The sequence below is a fragment of the Roseovarius sp. BRH_c41 genome, assembly GCF_000961715.1.
Lineage (GTDB): Bacteria > Pseudomonadota > Alphaproteobacteria > Rhodobacterales > Rhodobacteraceae > Roseovarius.
The window spans coordinates 53,929-71,396 of sequence record NZ_LADY01000064.1 but is presented as its reverse complement, the minus strand read 5'-3'; the positions used below and the strand labels follow the sequence as shown (position 1 = coordinate 71,396).

15 protein-coding genes and 1 pseudogene are annotated in these 17,468 nt (G+C 60.2%); 13 read left to right on the top strand and 3 right to left on the bottom strand.

Going from position 1 to position 17,468, the window contains the following annotated elements:
- Positions 1-39: 39 nt before the first annotated feature.
- Positions 40-2,202: a serine/threonine-protein kinase gene (locus VR71_RS20475; RefSeq protein ID WP_045686356.1), complete on the bottom strand. Its 2,163-nt coding sequence runs from the start codon at positions 2,200-2,202 to the stop codon at positions 40-42.
- Positions 2,203-2,238: 36 nt separating this feature from the next.
- Positions 2,239-2,817: an OmpA family protein gene (locus VR71_RS20470; protein ID WP_009815941.1), complete on the bottom strand. Its 579-nt coding sequence runs from the start codon at positions 2,815-2,817 to the stop codon at positions 2,239-2,241.
- Positions 2,818-2,954: 137 nt separating this feature from the next.
- Here VR71_RS20470 and VR71_RS20465 point away from each other — a divergent pair, with 137 nt between their 5' ends.
- Positions 2,955-3,827 carry a M15 family metallopeptidase gene (locus VR71_RS20465; protein ID WP_045686355.1) on the top strand — a complete coding sequence of 291 codons (873 nt, stop codon included), beginning with the start codon at positions 2,955-2,957 and terminating at the stop codon, positions 3,825-3,827.
- Between the two features lie 386 nt (positions 3,828-4,213).
- On the opposite strand, the pseudogene VR71_RS20460 reads toward VR71_RS20465, so the two are convergent.
- Positions 4,214-4,597: pseudogene (locus VR71_RS20460) on the bottom strand (DDE-type integrase/transposase/recombinase); the annotation flags it as partial.
- Between the two features lie 283 nt (positions 4,598-4,880).
- On the opposite strand from VR71_RS20460, the gene VR71_RS20455 reads away from it, so the two are divergent.
- From VR71_RS20455 to VR71_RS20400, 12 genes are all read left to right on the top strand, one after another.
- Positions 4,881-5,855 (top strand): quinone oxidoreductase, encoded by a 975-nt coding sequence (locus VR71_RS20455; protein WP_045686354.1) that lies wholly within the window; start codon positions 4,881-4,883, stop codon positions 5,853-5,855.
- A 152-nt stretch (positions 5,856-6,007) separates the two neighbouring features.
- On the top strand, positions 6,008-7,069 hold the full coding sequence (locus VR71_RS20450; RefSeq protein ID WP_009815937.1) for an extracellular solute-binding protein: 1,062 nt from the start codon (positions 6,008-6,010) through the stop codon (positions 7,067-7,069).
- Positions 7,070-7,126: 57 nt separating this feature from the next.
- Positions 7,127-8,227 carry an ABC transporter ATP-binding protein gene (locus tag VR71_RS20445; protein WP_040650898.1) on the top strand — a complete coding sequence of 367 codons (1,101 nt, stop codon included), beginning with the start codon at positions 7,127-7,129 and terminating at the stop codon, positions 8,225-8,227.
- The gene (locus VR71_RS20440) at positions 8,227-9,084 is read left to right on the top strand and encodes an ABC transporter permease (RefSeq protein ID WP_045686353.1); all 858 of its coding nucleotides are present in this window, start codon (positions 8,227-8,229) and stop codon (positions 9,082-9,084) included. Before VR71_RS20445 ends, VR71_RS20440 begins: the two co-directional genes overlap by 1 nt.
- Position 9,085: 1 nt before the next feature.
- The gene (locus VR71_RS20435) at positions 9,086-9,946 is read left to right on the top strand and encodes an ABC transporter permease (RefSeq protein WP_045686352.1); all 861 of its coding nucleotides are present in this window, start codon (positions 9,086-9,088) and stop codon (positions 9,944-9,946) included.
- 339 nt (positions 9,947-10,285) lie between these two features.
- On the top strand, positions 10,286-11,548 hold the full coding sequence (gene urtA / locus VR71_RS20430; protein ID WP_296430673.1) for an urea ABC transporter substrate-binding protein: 1,263 nt from the start codon (positions 10,286-10,288) through the stop codon (positions 11,546-11,548).
- Positions 11,549-11,613: 65 nt separating this feature from the next.
- Positions 11,614-13,587, top strand: coding sequence for an urea ABC transporter permease subunit UrtB (gene urtB, locus VR71_RS20425; RefSeq protein WP_045686436.1), 1,974 nt, complete (start codon positions 11,614-11,616; stop codon positions 13,585-13,587).
- 3 nt (positions 13,588-13,590) lie between these two features.
- Positions 13,591-14,775: an urea ABC transporter permease subunit UrtC gene (urtC, locus tag VR71_RS20420; protein WP_045686350.1), complete on the top strand. Its 1,185-nt coding sequence runs from the start codon at positions 13,591-13,593 to the stop codon at positions 14,773-14,775.
- Positions 14,772-15,512: an urea ABC transporter ATP-binding protein UrtD gene (urtD, locus tag VR71_RS20415; protein ID WP_045686349.1), complete on the top strand. Its 741-nt coding sequence runs from the start codon at positions 14,772-14,774 to the stop codon at positions 15,510-15,512. The genes urtC and urtD overlap by 4 nt, the downstream gene beginning before the upstream one ends.
- 3 nt (positions 15,513-15,515) lie before the next feature.
- Entirely contained in the window at positions 15,516-16,211 is a 696-nt protein-coding gene (gene urtE, locus VR71_RS20410) for an urea ABC transporter ATP-binding subunit UrtE (protein WP_045686348.1), read from the top strand.
- Positions 16,212-16,340: 129 nt separating this feature from the next.
- On the top strand, positions 16,341-17,153 hold the full coding sequence (locus VR71_RS20405; protein WP_045686347.1) for an urease accessory protein UreD: 813 nt from the start codon (positions 16,341-16,343) through the stop codon (positions 17,151-17,153).
- Between the two features lie 12 nt (positions 17,154-17,165).
- Positions 17,166-17,468 carry an urease subunit gamma gene (locus VR71_RS20400; protein ID WP_009815927.1) on the top strand — a complete coding sequence of 101 codons (303 nt, stop codon included), beginning with the start codon at positions 17,166-17,168 and terminating at the stop codon, positions 17,466-17,468.

Sequence of the window (17,468 nt, the reverse complement as noted above, 5' to 3'; positions counted from 1 at the left end):
CCGAGGACCCGAAGGCGTTTTGCCGACGCAACTTTTCCGTCACTCTTCCGTGGTTAGTATCGCTGAATCCAGTGAGGTCACGGTGACGTCGCTTGCCTCGCGGGCCGCGATCAGCGCTTCGGCATAACTTTCCACGGACTCCGTCGTCGGGCGCAGGTCGTCGAACAGGGAACCATCGGAATGCAGCGCGATGATCTTGGATTTACCCAGCACCGAGCCATCGACGGTGAAGGCCAACTTCCCGCTTGCCTGCGCTTCTTCCAGGCCAAAAGCGACACGCACGAACCCATCCTCCGCCTCTGCACGCAAAGCCGTCAAGCTGTTGTCCGGGCGCGTCCGGTTTGGCAGCAGATGGAATACGACGCCCTGCACATCCACCACCGAGACCCAAAGATAACCCTCTGTTAGCTCGTCGGGCAGTCTGACGTCGATCGTCGGATTCTCCCCGACCTGATAGCGCCCGGCAAGGTTGTCGCCTTCGCGATCTCCATATCCGAGACGGATATCGAAACCGCCCGGACCAGCCGTGGGCAAAACCCCGTCGATCCGGCACAGACTGGCGTTCAACACCTCACCCTCCACACGTACCGGCCTAACACCTGCAACATCGGAAATGGCCGCTTGCAGCGCCGAACGACTGGTTTCGTTGGCGAACCTGCCGTTGACGATCACCCTATCTTCAAGCCCGTACCCAATTGGTGGCGGTGCCATGAGCTGCAGAGGGCCGCAATCCGCGTGCTCTTCCAATAACGGGTGCACGTCGTTGGGCAGCAGAAATCGTGGTCCGAGGCCGATCTCGGCTGTTCCGTTGAATCCTTCTGGAAAGCCCTTGGCAAAGCCTTCCTGTACCATAGCTTGATCGGACTTGGTCGCGGCAAGTCCGGTCACATTCACCTGATCGTCGGACACCGCGATGCGAAACTCCTCTAGCGGCAGGAGGGTCTCGAACATTTGTAACAGCCCAATGCCCCAAGTCGGCGAAATGTCACCGCTGGCAAGCGTCAGCTGCGCAGAGCCTCCCACCCCCTCAATCCGTTCCGTCAAGGCTGCTTCGACCTCTTTTGACGGCACGTACCCTACTGCCTGTGCATTCCCGGTCGAGCTCTTTTCGATAATCATCGAATAGGGATCGGCTACCGGATAGCGCGGCCCGATCAACGCGTCAAAGACCCCACCAAAATAGGCACCTGCACCAATCGCCAGGAGGGCGACGAATGCCATAACCGGCAGCAGTGACTGCCGTTTGGGCGCGGCGTCCTGAGGTGCTTCCGATATCGGACCCTGGACAGGGGGGGCGGGGGCGACCCGGGCCGTGACCGGGGCAATCACGGTCGCATCGTCCAGCATCACCGAGGCCAGATCGTCCTCTTTCATGCTGTCGGGGTCCTTGAACGCTTCCAGAAGCGCCTCGGCCGATTGGAATCGCAGGTCGGGGTTCGGTTCACACATCTTAGTGATCAGCCGGCGCAGCGGCTCAGGCACGCCTTCCAAGTCCAGCGGCTCGGCCTTTTTCTTCACCACTTCCATCGGGTTCGCCCCGATATCTGGCTTCTTGCCACGAAAGGTCGATAGTAACAGTGCTCCCAGAGAATAGATGTCCGAACGGGCGTCGGTGGTGCCACTCAGTTGTTCGGGCGCCGCATAGGCGTATTTTCCAGCGAATTCATTGCCCACAATGGTTTGCGCGCCTGGATTGGTGTCCTTGGCGATGCCGAAATCGATGATCACGGCCTGACCTGCCTTGTCGTTACGCAAGATGATGTTGTCGGGTGAGAGGTCGCGGTGCACGATATTGCGCGCATGCGCTGCGATCAGGCCTTCACACACGCGTCGGCCCACCACCAACAGGTCACTTGCCGGCATGCCGCCATCTGCCAGTTTGCGGTCAAGGCCGGGGCCATCCACGTAATCCATCACGAGATAAACCACGCCGTCGGGCATCCGCTGGGTGTCGAAATACCGCACGACCGCATCGTGCTGAATCTCCCGCACGTCTTCCTCGCGGGTCATAAGCACGAGGAAATCCTCGTTGCTGGCAAACTCCGCGCGAAGGGCCTTTACCGCCATCACCCGGCCGGAAATCTCGGACCGGGCTTTATACACCTCCGAGGTGCCACCACGTCCGAGGATTGCCTCGATCCGGTAGGTGTTGTTCAGCAGATCGCCTGGACTAAAAATATCTCCGGGCTGCATCGAAGTCATGCCGCACCGCCAACGGTCAAGGGGCGAGCAACCACCTTAGCTGAGCGCCTGAAATTCGACCCGCCGGTTTGCATCCGAGTCCGGATCCGCCTTGTCGAGCAGAAACGCCTCCCCAACGCCGACCGCTTCCAGCCGCTCGGGTTCAATCCCGCAGTCGGTCTCTAGGTGGCGCTTAACTTCCTGTGCCCGCAGCAAGGACAGTCGTTCGTTGTAGCTCGCCGATCCGCTGGAATCCGTATGACCGACAATCCGGAAGGACCCGATATCGGCGGTCTGCATAACCTTGCAAAGCGTCACCAGCTTAGGTTTCTGGTCCGCGCGTAGGGCTGAACTGTCGAAATCGAAACTGATCTGGATGCTGACTTGCTCTTCCGGGGCAAGCTCTACATAGGTTTGCGTCGCGCTCGGAGTGGCGGCGGTGTCTCCCACGCCAGTATTGTCTTGCGCGTTTGTCGGGGCAAGCACCAGTCCGCGAGTCTTTTGCTTGTTGAAAAACTCTTCCAGCTGTTCCGCAGACAGGTTGCTCGCATCGTTTGCTTGCGCATATGCGATCCCGCTCAGTGCCGGGACTCCAGCCAAAGCCAAGCTCAGAACTAAAATAGTTTGCCTATACATTGATGAACCTTCCAATATCGGACAGCCAAAGGGTACACCAGCTCCGGGACTGAAACAACGTCCTTGATAGGTCGCTTTATTGACACGAGACCGGCAGTGACCCAATGTTCTCGCATTGAGGTCGTGCAGGCATTTACATGGACAAGCGCATCATTCCCGCAATCGTCAGCGTCATGGTGCTGATCCTTTTCGGGGTGGCCGTTCTGATCTGGATGCAGTTCCGGTCGGACGCCGAAATACGCTACGAAGCGGACGGCGACGCCACGTTCTCCGGTCCTGCGGTTGACAGCGGCGCTCGGATCGAGATCGAAGGCCTGCGCGCTCAGATCGACGCGCTGACCGAACAGTTGCAACAACTAGAAAGGCAGATCGCCGCGATCGCCGACCGCGCCCCGGCTTCTTCTGCGCCATTGCAGGGCCAGGAGCAGGCCGCCTTTCCCACTGACGGGCCGAACCAGATCATTGACGCCTATGCCCAGGTGGTTCTGATTGCGAACCGGCGCGAGTTGAACAAGGGGGTCAACATCGCTTCGCCCCGATTCCTCGAAGGGATTTTCGGAAAGCCCCGCGAGAGCCTGACGGACAAATGCCAAGGCATGACCAACGATCGGCTGGCGAGCAAGCTCTTGACGGCGGAGGTTGGCCCGATCAGGGTGACCATGTTGCAGCCTGCGATTGATTCACTTGCCGTGATTTTTGACAAGATCAAGGCCGCTGACAAGGATCTCTATGACCGGATCAACACCGCTGGCGCACTTTGCGTACGCCACATCAGGGGCGCGCGGAACAGCACGTCTACACATGCCTTCGGCCTATCCGTCGATCTGAACATCGATGGCAGTCTTGATACGCTGGGCGACGGTAAGACCCAACTGGGCCTGACGATCCTCGCCGATTTCTTCCGCAACGAAGGCTGGTATTGGGGCGCAGCGTTCGGCCGCGAGGACAGCATGCATTTTGAAGTAGGCCGTGATCTCGTGGAAAAATGGGTCGCTGAAGGGAAGCTATGACCTTCGACAGGATCAAGCGTGGCACCTTACAGACCGCAAGGAAAACGGCAGTGAAAGAATACACCACGGAAGTGATGCGAAAATCTCGCTGCGAGCAACATTTTGCGTTTCTTTGTGGACCAGTTCCATTCTGACGTTGACGGCTGAGAACTTGATTTTGTCGAGGAAAATTGCGGAGATGTCTCGTGATAAACTTCGTGTCACCGAACCCGTATTCTCGCGCCGGATAGCGAACGGCAATGAATGTAGGATACGCCGCTGGCAAAGTATGGTGTGTGGATCTGGATCAGCATCGCCGCAGGAGTTATTCACGTTCGGAATAGATTAGTACAACAAAGTCCACATATTGAAATGGAGCCATGAATGTTTCCCGGTGGTCCAACCCCGAACCCTCCGTTGAACGCTTCGATGAACGCAATGTCAGTCGGCTTTCTGTGCCGTGAGAAATTGAGCGTGACACAGCACTGATAGGCCCAGAGGTCCATGTCGCGGGAGATGAACTCGCTGGCCTGATCGCCCAGGATCGTCTTGGGATAGCCCGATTTGCGGCACACCCGGTCCAACGTCGCCGCGGCATCCTCCCAACAATGGCTGAACCGCATTTCGAGCACCGGAACGTAGCGCGAGAACGTGTCCGCGACCGTCAAAACCCGCAGCTTCTTACCCGTCGCCAATTCGTCTTTGACAAGATCCATTGCCCAAACATCGCTCGGCCCGACGGCTTCGGCACGGTCATCGGGCAGCTTGGACTTCACCCTACGTTCTGGCGTCAATCCATCGATTATAAAATTGCTTCGTTTCTCTAATCATGGCCCGGGATACTGAGCAAGACTTGCGCGACGAACGGATGCAACCAACTGCCGCGCCAATACAAACTTTCGCAACAAACAAACGCTTCAATCGCTCTATCAGCGAGAGCCGCCACGATGAACGGGCATACCTGCACCTAATTCGGGTTCGCGTGGGATTGCCTTTCGCGGAGGACTGCCCTTTAGTCGGGCAAATTTGTATGCTGCGAAAAGTCGCATCACTCAGACCGAAAGGAAAACACTCATGTCGCGAACGGTAATTATCGAAAAAGCAGGCGGGGCCGAGGAGTTGAAGCTCGTTGACCTTGAGGTCGGCGAACCGGGGCCGGGTGAGATTCGTATCCGGCATATGGCTTGTGGGTTGAATTTCATTGACGTCTATCAGCGCACAGGCCTCTACCCGCTGACCTATCCGCATGCCTTGGGCATGGAGGCGGCAGGTGTTGTCGAGGCGGTGGGCGAGGGTGTTACCCACCTCAAGCCCGGCGACCGTGCCGCCTATGCCGCAACCCCGCCGGGTGCTTATGCCGAGGCGCGGGTGATGCCCGCGTCGCAGGTCTGTCCGCTGCCGGATGGCATTTCGTTTGAGGATGCGGCCTCGATCATGTTGCAGGGGATGACGGTCGAATATCTCTTTCACCGGGTCTGGCCGCTGGAAGCTGGGCAAACGGTCCTGTTCCACGCTGCTGCGGGGGGCGTTGGGCTTTTGGCCTGCCAATGGGCGCGCTCGGAGGGGATCACTCTGATCGGGACAGCGGGCACGAATGAAAAGTGCAAACTTGCGGTGGAAAACGGTGCTTCCGCCTGCATCAATTATCGCGATCAAGATTTCGTGTCTGAGGTCAAGTCGTTGACCGATGGCAAAGGGGTGGATGTGGTCATGGATGGGGTGGGCAAGGATACGTTTGAGCGTTCCCTCGACTGCCTCAAGCCGCTTGGCATGATGATGTCCTTTGGCAATGCCTCTGGCCCGGTCGCGCCGGTGAGCCTGCTGACCCTCGCCGCCAAGGGATCGCTCAAGCTGACTCGCACGACACTGTTCACCTTTCTTGCCGACCATGCGCGGTGTCAGGATATGGCGCGCCATCTCTTCGACAAGGTTGAGAGCGGCGCGGTCAAGGTCAATATCGGGCAGCGCTTCCCGCTGGATCAGGTCGCTGAGGCGCATCGCGCGCTGGAAGGACGCCAGACCACGGGCTCGACTATCCTGACGCTCTGATCCCTCTCGACACCGCCGCTGTCAAATGGCGAGGGGTGGCGACAGCCCTCGCCGATGCGTGATCTGCGCATGGCTTGACGCATGGCGGGCAGAGGCATAGCGTCTGGCCACAACAACGGCTCGGGAACCGAGCGATACACAGGGAGTGGACTATGAGAAAGCTGTTGGGAACTGTCCTGACCAGCGCTGCTTTTGCGTTGGTTGGCACCGCCGGGTCTGCCGAGACCTTGCGTCTTTTGACCTGGGGCGGTTACGCACCCGAATCCGTGATTTCAGCATTCAAAGCTGAAACCGGCATTGATGTCGAAGTCACCTTGTCGAATAACGAGGACATGATTTCCAAGCTCCGCGCCACCGGCGGGGCTGGTTTTGATCTTGCACAGCCCAGTCAGGACCGTATCCTTGGGCCGCAACAGGAATTCGGCATCTACAAACCGCTCGACCTGAGCCAGATCGACCAGTCGCAATTCATCGGCGATCTCTACGATGCGTCGGTTGCGGCAACCACGGTGGATGGCGCGGCTTATGGCGTGGCGCATATCTGGGGCGTGTCTGGCTTTGCCGTGGATCGCTCTGTTGCGGGCGACATTAAAACCTATGCCGATCTCTGCTCGGCGGATTATGCGGGCAAGATTTCCATGCGGACCAAGCGGATTGCCCTTCTGGGCTTTGCCTTTGCCGCCGGGGAGGACCCGTTTGCAGCCTATTCGGACCCCGCGAAATACGAGGAAATCATCACCGCCGCCGCCACCGCAATGGGCGAGTGCAAGGCCAATGTGAAAGCCTACTGGAGCGGTGCCGACGATCTCTTGGCGATGATGCGCTCGGGCGAAGTCGTGGCCGCAGAGGCGTGGGACGCGACCGGATTCAAGTTGAATGCCGAGGATGCCAAGTGGAATTTTGTCGCCCCCTCGACCGGCGCCCTGGGCTGGATTGACACCTTTACCATTCCCGCCAAGGGCGAAAATGACGCGGCGGCGTACAAATGGATCAACTTCGTGATGCGCCCTGATGTAGCTGCACAGATCGTCAATCAGGCTGGGTCGTTCTCGGCCTCCAAAGGCTCTGACGAGTTGGTCGATCCGGCGCTGCGTGCCGCCTATCAAGAGGCGTTCCCACCTGAGGTGATATCCAACATCAAGTGGTTCCCGCCGATCCCCGCAGGTCTTGAGGATATCGAGGGTCGTCTGCTGGACCAGATCGCGGCGCAATGAAAAGAGAGGGACGCGGCGGGCCAACCGCCGCGTCACCCCCCTGAAAGGTTAAACGACGTGGACAGCTTTTCCGCCGATCTCGAATGCCGCAACCTGATCAAGCGGTTCGGCAGCTTCACGGCTGTGGACGATGTGTCCTTTGCAATCCCCAAGGGATCGTTCTTCTCCATTCTTGGCCCGTCTGGCTGTGGTAAAACCACCTTGCTACGGATGATGGCCGGGTTTGCGCGCCCGGATGCGGGCGATATCCTGATCAAGGGTGCATCGGTGCTCGACACCCCACCCAACCGGCGGCCCGTCAATCTTGTGTTTCAGCATCTGGCGCTATTCCCGATGATGACCGTCGCCGAGAATATCGCCTATGGGCTGCGTCGTCGCGGCACGCCGCGTGCTGATATTGCCCGCGCGGTGGCGGATGTTCTGGGCCGCGTCGGGCTGCCGGATGCCGGACCAAAGCAGATTGATCAGCTCTCGGGCGGTCAAAAGCAACGGATTGCGATTGCGCGGGCGATGGTTCTGGACCCGGCGGTGTTGCTTTTGGATGAGCCGTTGGGCGCTCTGGATCTCAAGCTGCGCGAGCATATGAAGATTGAACTGAAACAGTTGCAGCATGAATTTGGCACGACATTCGTCTATATCACCCATGACCAATCCGAGGCGATGATGATGTCAGACCGGGTGGCGGTGATGAATGCCGGGCGGTTTGAACAGGTGGGCACGCCGGAAGAGCTGTATTTCCGCCCTCAGACCGCCTTTGTCGCCGGGTTCGTGGGCGATGCCAACAAACTGCGCGCCAAGGTGATCGCTGCGGATGGCACAGGGTGCAAGCTGGCGACGGATCAGGGGCTGACATTGGCGGCGGGTTTGCCGCGCAAGGGCGTGGCCGAGGTGGGGGGGATGTTTGACATCTTTATCCGCCCTGAATCCATCGCGGTCGGCACCGCCGCACAGGACAGCACCAACAGGCTGGAGGCCGTGATCGAGGATGTGCTCTTTAACGGCGCGCAGAGTCGGATTTTGGCACGCCTGCCGGGGGGAGATGTGATCGAGGCGCTCTTGCCGCAATCGGGCGAAGCAGAGCCATTGCGCCGCGGGGTCTCTGTGGCGCTCGGGCTTGGGCCGGGGTCGGTCGTGTCCTTTGCGGCGACGGGGGCGTGATGCGCGAAGGCAAGCTGGTCTTCTGGTTGCTGTTCGCACCCTTCGCGGCGTGGATCGCGCTTTTGATCGTGATCCCGCATATCGACATGCTGATCCTGTCCCTGCATGAAAAAGTGGCCCCGCGAGTCTATGAAACCGGGTTTCGCAACTATGCGGATTTCGCGGCCTCTTGGGTCTATCCTTGGACGCTGTTACGTACGGTCGTCTTTTCGATCATCGCCACCGTTCTGACATTCATCATCGGTTTCCCGGTGGCCTATTACATCGCCAAGATTGCACAGGGTCGCACCAAGGCGGCGCTCTTTATGCTATGCCTCTTGCCGTTCTGGGTATCCGAGATCGTGCGCGTTTTCGGCTGGATGCTGCTCTTGCGGGAAACCGGGCTGATTTCCAACGCGTTGCAGGGATTGGGGATCACCTCGGGGCCGGTCGAGTTTCTTTATAATGACGCGGCCATTCTGATCGGCCTCGTCTATACTTCTATGCTCTTTATGATCGTGCCGCTGATTTCCACCATCGACGGGATGGATGATGCGCTGGTCGAGGCGGGTTATGATCTGGGCGGCAATGGCTGGACTGTGCTGACGCGGATCGTTATTCCCTATGCCATGCCGGGGATCATCGCAGGCTCTATCGTGGTGTTCATGCTGGCACTGGGCAATTACCTGACACCCACGCTGCTGGGCGGCAAAAGCGGACAGTGGTTCACGGCGCAGATCTATTCGCAGTTCATCACCCGCTTTAACTGGGAGTTGGGATCGGCCTTTGGCTTTATCCTCTTGGCCACGTCGAGCGCGCTTGTCTGGCTCTTGCTGCGCCTATCGGGGCAGTCGCTCTCGAATACATTGGGGCGCTAGAATGCTCGCCTCTCTCCCCCGCTCGCCGCTCTTGCGCTTTGCCTATGCGGCCTATGTGGCGCTGTTTTTCGTCTACATGGCGCTGCCACTGGCGGTGGTGGCGGTCTTTGCCTTCAACGACAGCCAGTTTCCCGGCCTGCCATGGGATGGGTTCACGCTGGATTGGTTCATCGGGGCAGAGCAGCCCCGGCTTGGACTGATCAACGACCGAAGGATCGTTGCGGGCTTTTTCAACTCAGCCTTCGTGGCATTCTGGGTCACGGCCCTGTCGCTGACCGTGGCGACCACGACCGCGTTTCTCTTTGATCGCCACGATTTCCGGTTCAAGGAGTTCGCCTATCTAATGATGCTGGCACCGCTGGTCATTCCAGGCGTGATCCTTGGCATTTCCATTCTTGTGTTTTCGTCGACGCTTGCAGAGGCGGTGAATAGCCTGACAGGGTTGGAGATCGGGGCGTTGCGACCGGGGCTCTTTCTGGTGATTCTCGGGCAGTTTTCCTTCATCACCACGATTGCGACGCTGGTGATCGCTGCGCGCCTGCGCCGCTTTGACCGCACGCTGGAAGAGGCGGCGCTCAACCTTGGGGCAACGCCGGCGGTGGTTTTTCGAACCATCACCCTTCCGTGGCTGCGACCGGCGCTCTTTGGGGCCGGGATTGTGGCCTTTTTGATCTCCTTCGAGAATTTCAACACCACGCTGATCCTCAACGGATCGAATGCGCCGCTGACGGTAACGATGTTCGACCGCATGCGCGAAGGTTCGACCCCGGTGCTCAACGCAGTGTCGGTGACACTGATGGTGGGATCGGGGCTCTTGGGCCTCTTGGGTATTCTCGTGCAAGGGCGCGCGGCAAAGCCGTAACTGCCGCCACGCTGCGATGCGGCATTATTTCTGCAAACGCAATTAAAATGGGCGGTGCGCCTGAGAACTGCCCAAAAAGCGGCAATCTTGGCGGGTTCACCGCGACGCTGCACGCTCTCCCTAGAGCAATTCGCGTCAAATCTGTTTGCTGCATCGTGCCTGATACGGCTCAGACCCTCTCAGGGCGGCGCTGGTCCAGATAGACCGCGCTCTTCAGTGGAGAGGTGCAAACAAAATGCTGCGTTGCCAAAATGACGGTGGGGGATCGGAATTGAACAACGCCACGACGCGCGCAGCCCGGACATGGGAGTTCCGAAAGAAATGACAAAAAGAACATTTATGGCGAGCCTCGTTGCGACCTCCGTTCTTGCGACGGCCCCGGCACTGGCTCAGGATTGTCCCGTAAAGGTGGGCGTGCTGCACTCGCTCTCGGGCACGATGGCGATCTCCGAGACCACGCTCAAGGACACGGTCCTGATGCTGGTCGAACAGCAGAACGCCAAGGGCGGGTTGTTGGGTTGTCCCATCGAGGCGGTCGTGGTCGATCCGGCCTCTGATTGGCCGCTCTTTGCTGAAAAGGCGCGCGAGTTGCTGACGGTGAACGAGGTTGACGTGATCTTTGGCTCCTGGACCAGCGTGAGCCGCAAGTCGGCACTGCCGGTACTGGAGGAACTGAACGGCTTGATGTTCTATCCGGTGCAATACGAGGGCGAGGAATCGTCGAAAAACGTGTTCTACACAGGAGCAGCGCCCAATCAGCAGGCGATCCCCGCAGTGGATTACTTTATTGAGGAGTTGGGCGTCGAGAGCTTTGCACTCCTGGGTACGGATTATGTCTACCCCCGCACCACGAACAACATCCTTGACGCCTATCTCAAATCCAAGGGCGTCGCTGCTGAGGACATCTTTGTCAATTACACCCCGTTCGGTCATTCCGACTGGGCGACAATTGTGGCGGATGTCGTGGCGCTTGGCGCGGGTGGTAAGAAGGTTGGCGTGATTTCCACCATCAATGGCGATGCCAATATCGGCTTTTACAAAGAACTGGCCGCCGCCGGTGTCAGCGCCGATGACATTCCCGTTGTCGCCTTCTCGGTCGGTGAAGAGGAACTGTCGGGTCTGGATACCACCGAACTCGTGGGTCATCTCGCGGCGTGGAACTATTTCCAATCCGCCGATACCGAGATCAACGCCGAATTCGTCAAGTCGTGGAAGGCCTATGCCGGTGAGAACCGCGTGACCAACGACCCGATGGAGGCACATTACATCGGCTTTAACATGTGGGTAAACGCGGTGACAGCGGCGGGGACCACCGACGTCGACGCGGTGCGCACAGCGATGTGGGGGCAGGAGTTCCCCAACCTCACGGGCGGCACGGCTGTGATGCTGCCCAACCATCACCTGACCAAGCCGGTTCTGATCGGCGAAATCCGGGCTGATGGGCAGTTTGACATCATCAGCCAGACAACAGAGGTGCCGGGTGATGCCTGGACCGACTACCTGCCCGAGAGCGCGCCGCTCACAAGCGATTGGAAGGATCTGGGCTGCGGTATGTATAACACCGAGACCAAGACCTGCGTGCAGATGACGTCGAACTATTGACGCGGACCGGACGCGCGGCGGCAAGCCTCCGCGCGTCTTTCCTCTCAGGCAAGGCCCTTATCAAGATGCGTTCGTTTCTCATACTCGCCCGGCTTGTGGTGACAGCGTTGGCCATTGGCCTTTTGTCCCTGTTGCGGCCCTCTGAAGGGCTGGCGCAAGAGGGGCTACAGCCGCTCTTGCAAGAGTATCAGGCCGAGATCGCCAAGCCGTCGCGTAGCACGGTCGAGAGCGTTCTGGATGCGCTGATGGCGGCTGACCGCCCCGGCACTGCCGAATTTCTGCTGCGTTGGCAGGATCGCGGGGTTTATGAACGGCCAGATGATGGCCTCTTTTTCTATGCTGAAGAAGCGGGCGACGCGCTGCGGCTCATAGATATCGACAGCGGCGCGGCGGTGGCTGAGGTGAGCAGCCGCGAGGTCAACCAGATTCGCCCTAACTCCGGGGTGCGCGGGGTGATCGCGGCGGCGCTGGTGCCCTTAGAACTGAACGCGCCCGATCCGGCGCGGCGTGCGGCGGCGCTGGACGCGATTGCCCGCAGCGGTGACGCCAGCCAGATCGACCCGCTCAGTCGGTCCATCGAGACCGAGACTGATCCCGTGCTGAAAGAGCGCAAAGAGCGGCTCTTGACCCTGTTGACGGCGCAGTTCGCATCAGCGCTTCCCTATCGGCTGGCGGCGATCGAAGGGTTGAGTGGGGATACCAGTATCGAAGCGCGCGGCGTGCTCAACCAGTTGACGACACGCACGCAGGGGGTTGGCACCGCCTTGCCGGAGGGTGACAATATTGCCCGCGTGCTCGAGGTGGGCACGGATATTTCCGAGGTCGAGGCTTATGACCGGCTGGTGGCCGCCAATCTTGCGCCGCCACGCCAGAGCGCCACGGATCGCCGTGACGTGCTGGCGCAGCACATCGTCGATGGCGCGGTGGGCGGCGTGCCCCTGCATCTGCTGGGCACCGATGCCGCCCGCACCCGTGCCTATGAGGCGTTGGAGGCCGCAGGCACCGTGCCCCCCCGCGCCGCTGAGGATGAAGTGGCCCGCGCTGTGGCAGCGCATGTGTTCTACGAGGTCTACGCCGAGCCTAATGCAGAGGTGACAACCGCCGCCGAGGATGCGCTCTCTGCCACGTCGCGCGCGCTCGGGCTCTATCAGACGCTCGATCTCGCGCTGGATGGGCTGTCGCTTGCCTCGATCTTTTTCCTCGCGGCCATCGGTCTTGCCATCACCTTTGGCGTGATGGGTGTCATCAACATGGCGCATGGCGAGTTCATCATGATGGGGGCCTATACTGGTTATGTGGTGCAGCTTTTCATCCCTGATTACACCGTCAGTCTGATTGTCGCCTTGCCACTGGCCTTTGTCGTGACCTTTGGCGCGGGCGTGGCGATGGAGCGGCTGGTCATCCGGCATCTTTATACACGCCCGCTGGAAACGCTACTTGCGACCTTTGGCATTTCGATCGCTCTGCAACAACTGGCCAAGAATATCTTTGGCACGCAGGCGCGGCCACTTACGGCACCTGACTGGCTGAGCGGGGCGCTGACGCTGAATGATATCGTGAGCATCAGCAATATCCGTGTGGCGATCTTTGTCCTTGCCCTGATCTTTCTGACGCTGCTGCTCTTTATCCTCAAGCGCACAAGACTGGGGCTTGAGGTGCGGGCAGTCACGCAAAATCCCGGAATGGCGGCGAGTATGGGCATCGACCCGGATCGCATCAACATGCTGACGTTCGGCCTTGGGTCGGGCATCGCGGGCATCGCGGGCGTGGCGATTGGCCTCTATGCGCAGGTCACGTCCGAGATGGGGGCGAATTACATCGTCCAGAGTTTCATGACCGTTGTTGTGGGCGGCGTTGGCAACGTCTGGGGCACGCTGGCGGGGGCCTCGATGATCGGCTTTCTGCAAAAGGGGATCGAATGGTTCAACCCGTCGAACACGCTGGCCGCACAGACCTATATGGTGCTTTTCGTCATTCTCTTCATTCAATTCCGGCCCAAGGGCATCGTCGCCCTCAAGGGCCGCGCGGCGGGGGACTGAGCCATGAGCAAACCCGAAATTGCTCCGCGTAAACGGTTCCTCGCGGAAAATCCGTCGGTGCTATGGTTCCTTGGCTGCCTTGCGCTCTTTACTCTGGGGGTGACCGTTCTGTCCGAAGGGTTCGGCCTTGCAATCCTCTCCACCTCGATGGTCAAGATCCTTGGGATGACGCTCTGCCTATGTCTCATTGCCGTGGCGATGGATGTGGTCTGGGGCTATTGCGGTATCCTCAGCCTGGGGCATTTCGCTTTCTTTGGCCTAGGGGGTTACGCCATAGGCATGTGGCTGATGTATGCGCGCACCGAAGGGATCGTGATTAGCTCACTTTCAGGTGCGCCCATTCCGCCGACACAGGGCGAGATTGAGAACGCCATCGCCACACAAATTTTTGGTGTGGTGGGCAGCAACGAACTGCCTTGGCTCTGGGGGGGGGCCCATAGTCTCACCCTGCAACTGATGATGGTGTTGCTGGTGCCGGGCCTTTTGGCGCTGGTGTTTGGGTGGCTGGCGTTCCGCAGCCGCGTCACCGGCGTATACCTCTCCATTCTAACGCAGGCGATGACGCTGGCGCTGTCACTCTACCTTTTTCAGAACGACACCGGATTGCGCGGCAATAATGGCCTCTCGGGGTTACAGAATATCCCGGGTCTCGATCATTTGCCGCAGTCCACGCTGTCGCTGTGGTTCTTCTGGGCATCCGCCCTAGCGCTCGGGCTGGGCTATCTGCTGTTCGCGTGGCTGGTGTCGGGTAAGTTCGGCTCGGTCGTGCGCGCCATTCGCGACAACGAGGCGCGGGTGCGGTTTCTGGGCTATGATGTCGAGAGTTACAAGCTGGTGATCTTTACCCTGACGGCGGTGGTGTCGGCCATCGCGGGTGCGCTCTATTATCCACAGGCGGGCATCATAAACCCGGCCGAAATTGCGCCGATTGCCTCGATTTATCTGGCGGTCTGGGTGGCTATCGGCGGGCGCGGGCGGCTCTATGGCGCGGTCATAGGGGCGGCTGTGGTCAGCCTTGCGTCAAGCTGGTTCACCGGCGGCGGCGCGCCCAATATCAACCTCGGGTTCTATACGATCAACTGGACCGACTGGTGGTTGGTGCTGTTGGGCCTCGGCTTTGTCGCGGTGACACTGTTCTTCCCGCGTGGCATCGGCGGGTTCTTTGACATGATCGTGAGGAAAGAATGACCACGCTTCTCGAAGTCTCGGGCGTGTCCGTGACCTTTGACGGGTTCCGCGCCATCAACAACCTGTCGATCCAGGTGGCAGAGCCGGAATTGCGCGCCGTCATCGGCCCCAATGGCGCGGGCAAGACCACGTTCATGGATATCGTCACCGGCAAGACGCGGCCAGATGAGGGCCGGGTGATCTGGGGCGAAAAGAACGTGTCGCTCTTGGGGATGACCGAGAGCCAGATCGCGCGCGCAGGGATAGGGCGCAAGTTCCAGAAACCCACGGTGTTCGAGGCGCAGACCGTACGCGAAAACCTCGCCATGGCGCTCAAGAACAAGCGGGGGCCGTTTGACGTGCTGTTCTACCGCCGCTCCAGCCGGGGGGCCGCCCGCATTGCCGAACTGGCCGAGGAGATCGGCCTGCTCGATGCGTTGCCGCGCCGCGCCGGAGAGCTGAGTCATGGGCAAAAGCAATGGCTGGAAATCGGTATGCTTCTGGCTCAGGATCCCCGCCTCTTGCTGGTGGATGAGCCCGCCGCCGGGATGACACCTGCCGAGCGTGAACACACCACCGATATCCTCAAACGCGCGGCGGAAACCTGCGCCGTGGTGGTGATCGAGCATGACATGGAATTCATCCGCCGCCTTGGCTGCAAGGTGACGGTGCTGCATGAAGGCTCGGTTTTGGCCGAGGGCAGTCTGGATCATGTGACCCAGAACCAGCAGGTGATTGATGTCTATCTGGGGAGATGAGCGATGCTGAACGTCGAGAACCTCACGCTGCATTATGGCGCGTCGCAAATCCTGCATGGCGTCAGCCTGACCGCGCGACCGGGGGCGGTGACGGCGGTGATGGGCACCAACGGGGTTGGCAAGACCAGTCTCTTGAAGGCGATTGCCGGGCGGCATCCCTATTCGGGTGGGCGCATCACGCTGGACGGCGCGGCTCTCGATCATCTCGGCGCGGCGCAGGCGGCGCGGGCGGGCATCGGTTATGTGCCGCAAGGGCGAGAGGTGTTTCCGCTATTGACCGTCACCGAGAACCTAGAAACCGGCTTTGCCTGCCTGCCCAAATCCGAACATCGGATTCCGTCGCGGATTTATGATCTCTTTCCGGTGCTGGAACAGATGAAGGACCGGCGCGGCGGCGATCTGTCGGGCGGGCAACAGCAGCAATTGGCCATCGCCCGCGCGCTCATCGCGCGCCCGCGCGTTTTGCTCTTGGATGAACCGACCGAGGGCATCCAGCCCAATATCATCAAGCAGATTGGTGAGGTGATCGGTCTGCTGCGGGATGAGGGGGAAATCGCTATCGTGCTTGTCGAGCAGTATTTCGATTTCGCCTATGGGCTGGCGGATGATCTGGTGGTGTTGAACCGGGGCGAGGTTCGTTTGTCCGAACCTGCGGCAATGGTGGAGCGAGACCGGCTCTTGCGTGAGGTGTCTATTTAATAGGCCATCTGCGCTAAAAATAGGCAGATTCGGGTGACGCGCCTGTGGGATGTCAGGCAGGCGCGACGGGCTACTGGCAGGCCCCGACACAACAGGTAGCCTCTGATCTGTCACGAACTGGAATCACCCATGACCGCCTGTCCCGTCCCCTTGCATCAGCGTAGCCACGGCGCGGCCCATGTGAGCCTCTTGCCCGGCCCAGCGGGCGCGCGGCTCAACCGACTGCATCAGGCGGGATCGGCCAAGGCCTTTGTGCATTCCGGCGCCTCCGGTCCTGAGGTGGTTTTTCTCAACACCTCTGGCGGCCTAGCGGGGGGCGACAGCCTTGCCTATCGCCTTGATCTGGCGGCGGGGTGCCGGGCCACGGCCACCACGCAAACAGCCGAGCGGGCCTATCGCAGCACAGGCGGGGCTGCGCATGTCACCGTCCGGCATGAGGTGGGGGCGGGCGCGCATCTCGATTGGCTGCCGCAGGAAACCATCCTCTTTGACAGCAGCCACCTGATCCGCGAGACGGTGATTGAACTGGCCGAGGATGCCTCTTGCCTCATGCTCGAGGCCGTCGTTCTGGGACGTGCCGCCATGGGCGAAACGCTGGCCGAGGTCTCGTTGCGCGACACCCGCCGTATTATCCGTTTGGGCCGCCCCGTGATGATCGAGCCGCTGCATTTAGGCACCGAGGCACTGACCGCTGGTCCCGCTGTGCTGGGCTCTGCGGGGGCTTTTGCCACGCTGGCGCTGGTGGCACGGGGGGCTGAGGATGCCGTGGACCGCGCCCGCGCGGAACTGACCGAGGATGGCGTGATGGGTGGCGCTTCGGGCTTTGACGGCAAGCTGATGATCCGCCTCATGGCCGGTGATGGCTGGCCACTCAAGCGACAGATCATGCGGCTTGTCAGCGCCCTGCGTCCTGGTCCGTTGCCCCGCGTCTGGCAGATCTAGGAGAGAAGCGCGATGAACCTCACCCCCCGCGAAAAGGACAAGCTGTTGATCTCGCTCGCCGCCATGGTCGCGCGCGGCAGGCTCGCACGCGGCGTCAAGCTCAACCACCCCGAGGCCGTGGCGCTGATCACCGACTACGTGGTCGAAGGCGCGCGCGACGGGCGCACGGTAGCCGATCTGATGGAGGCGGGTGCGCATGTCGTGAGCGTCGAGCAATGTATGGAGGGCATCGCGCAGATGATCCATGCTGTTCAGGTCGAGGCGACCTTTCCCGATGGCACCAAGCTTGTCACTGTCCATAATCCCATCCGCTGA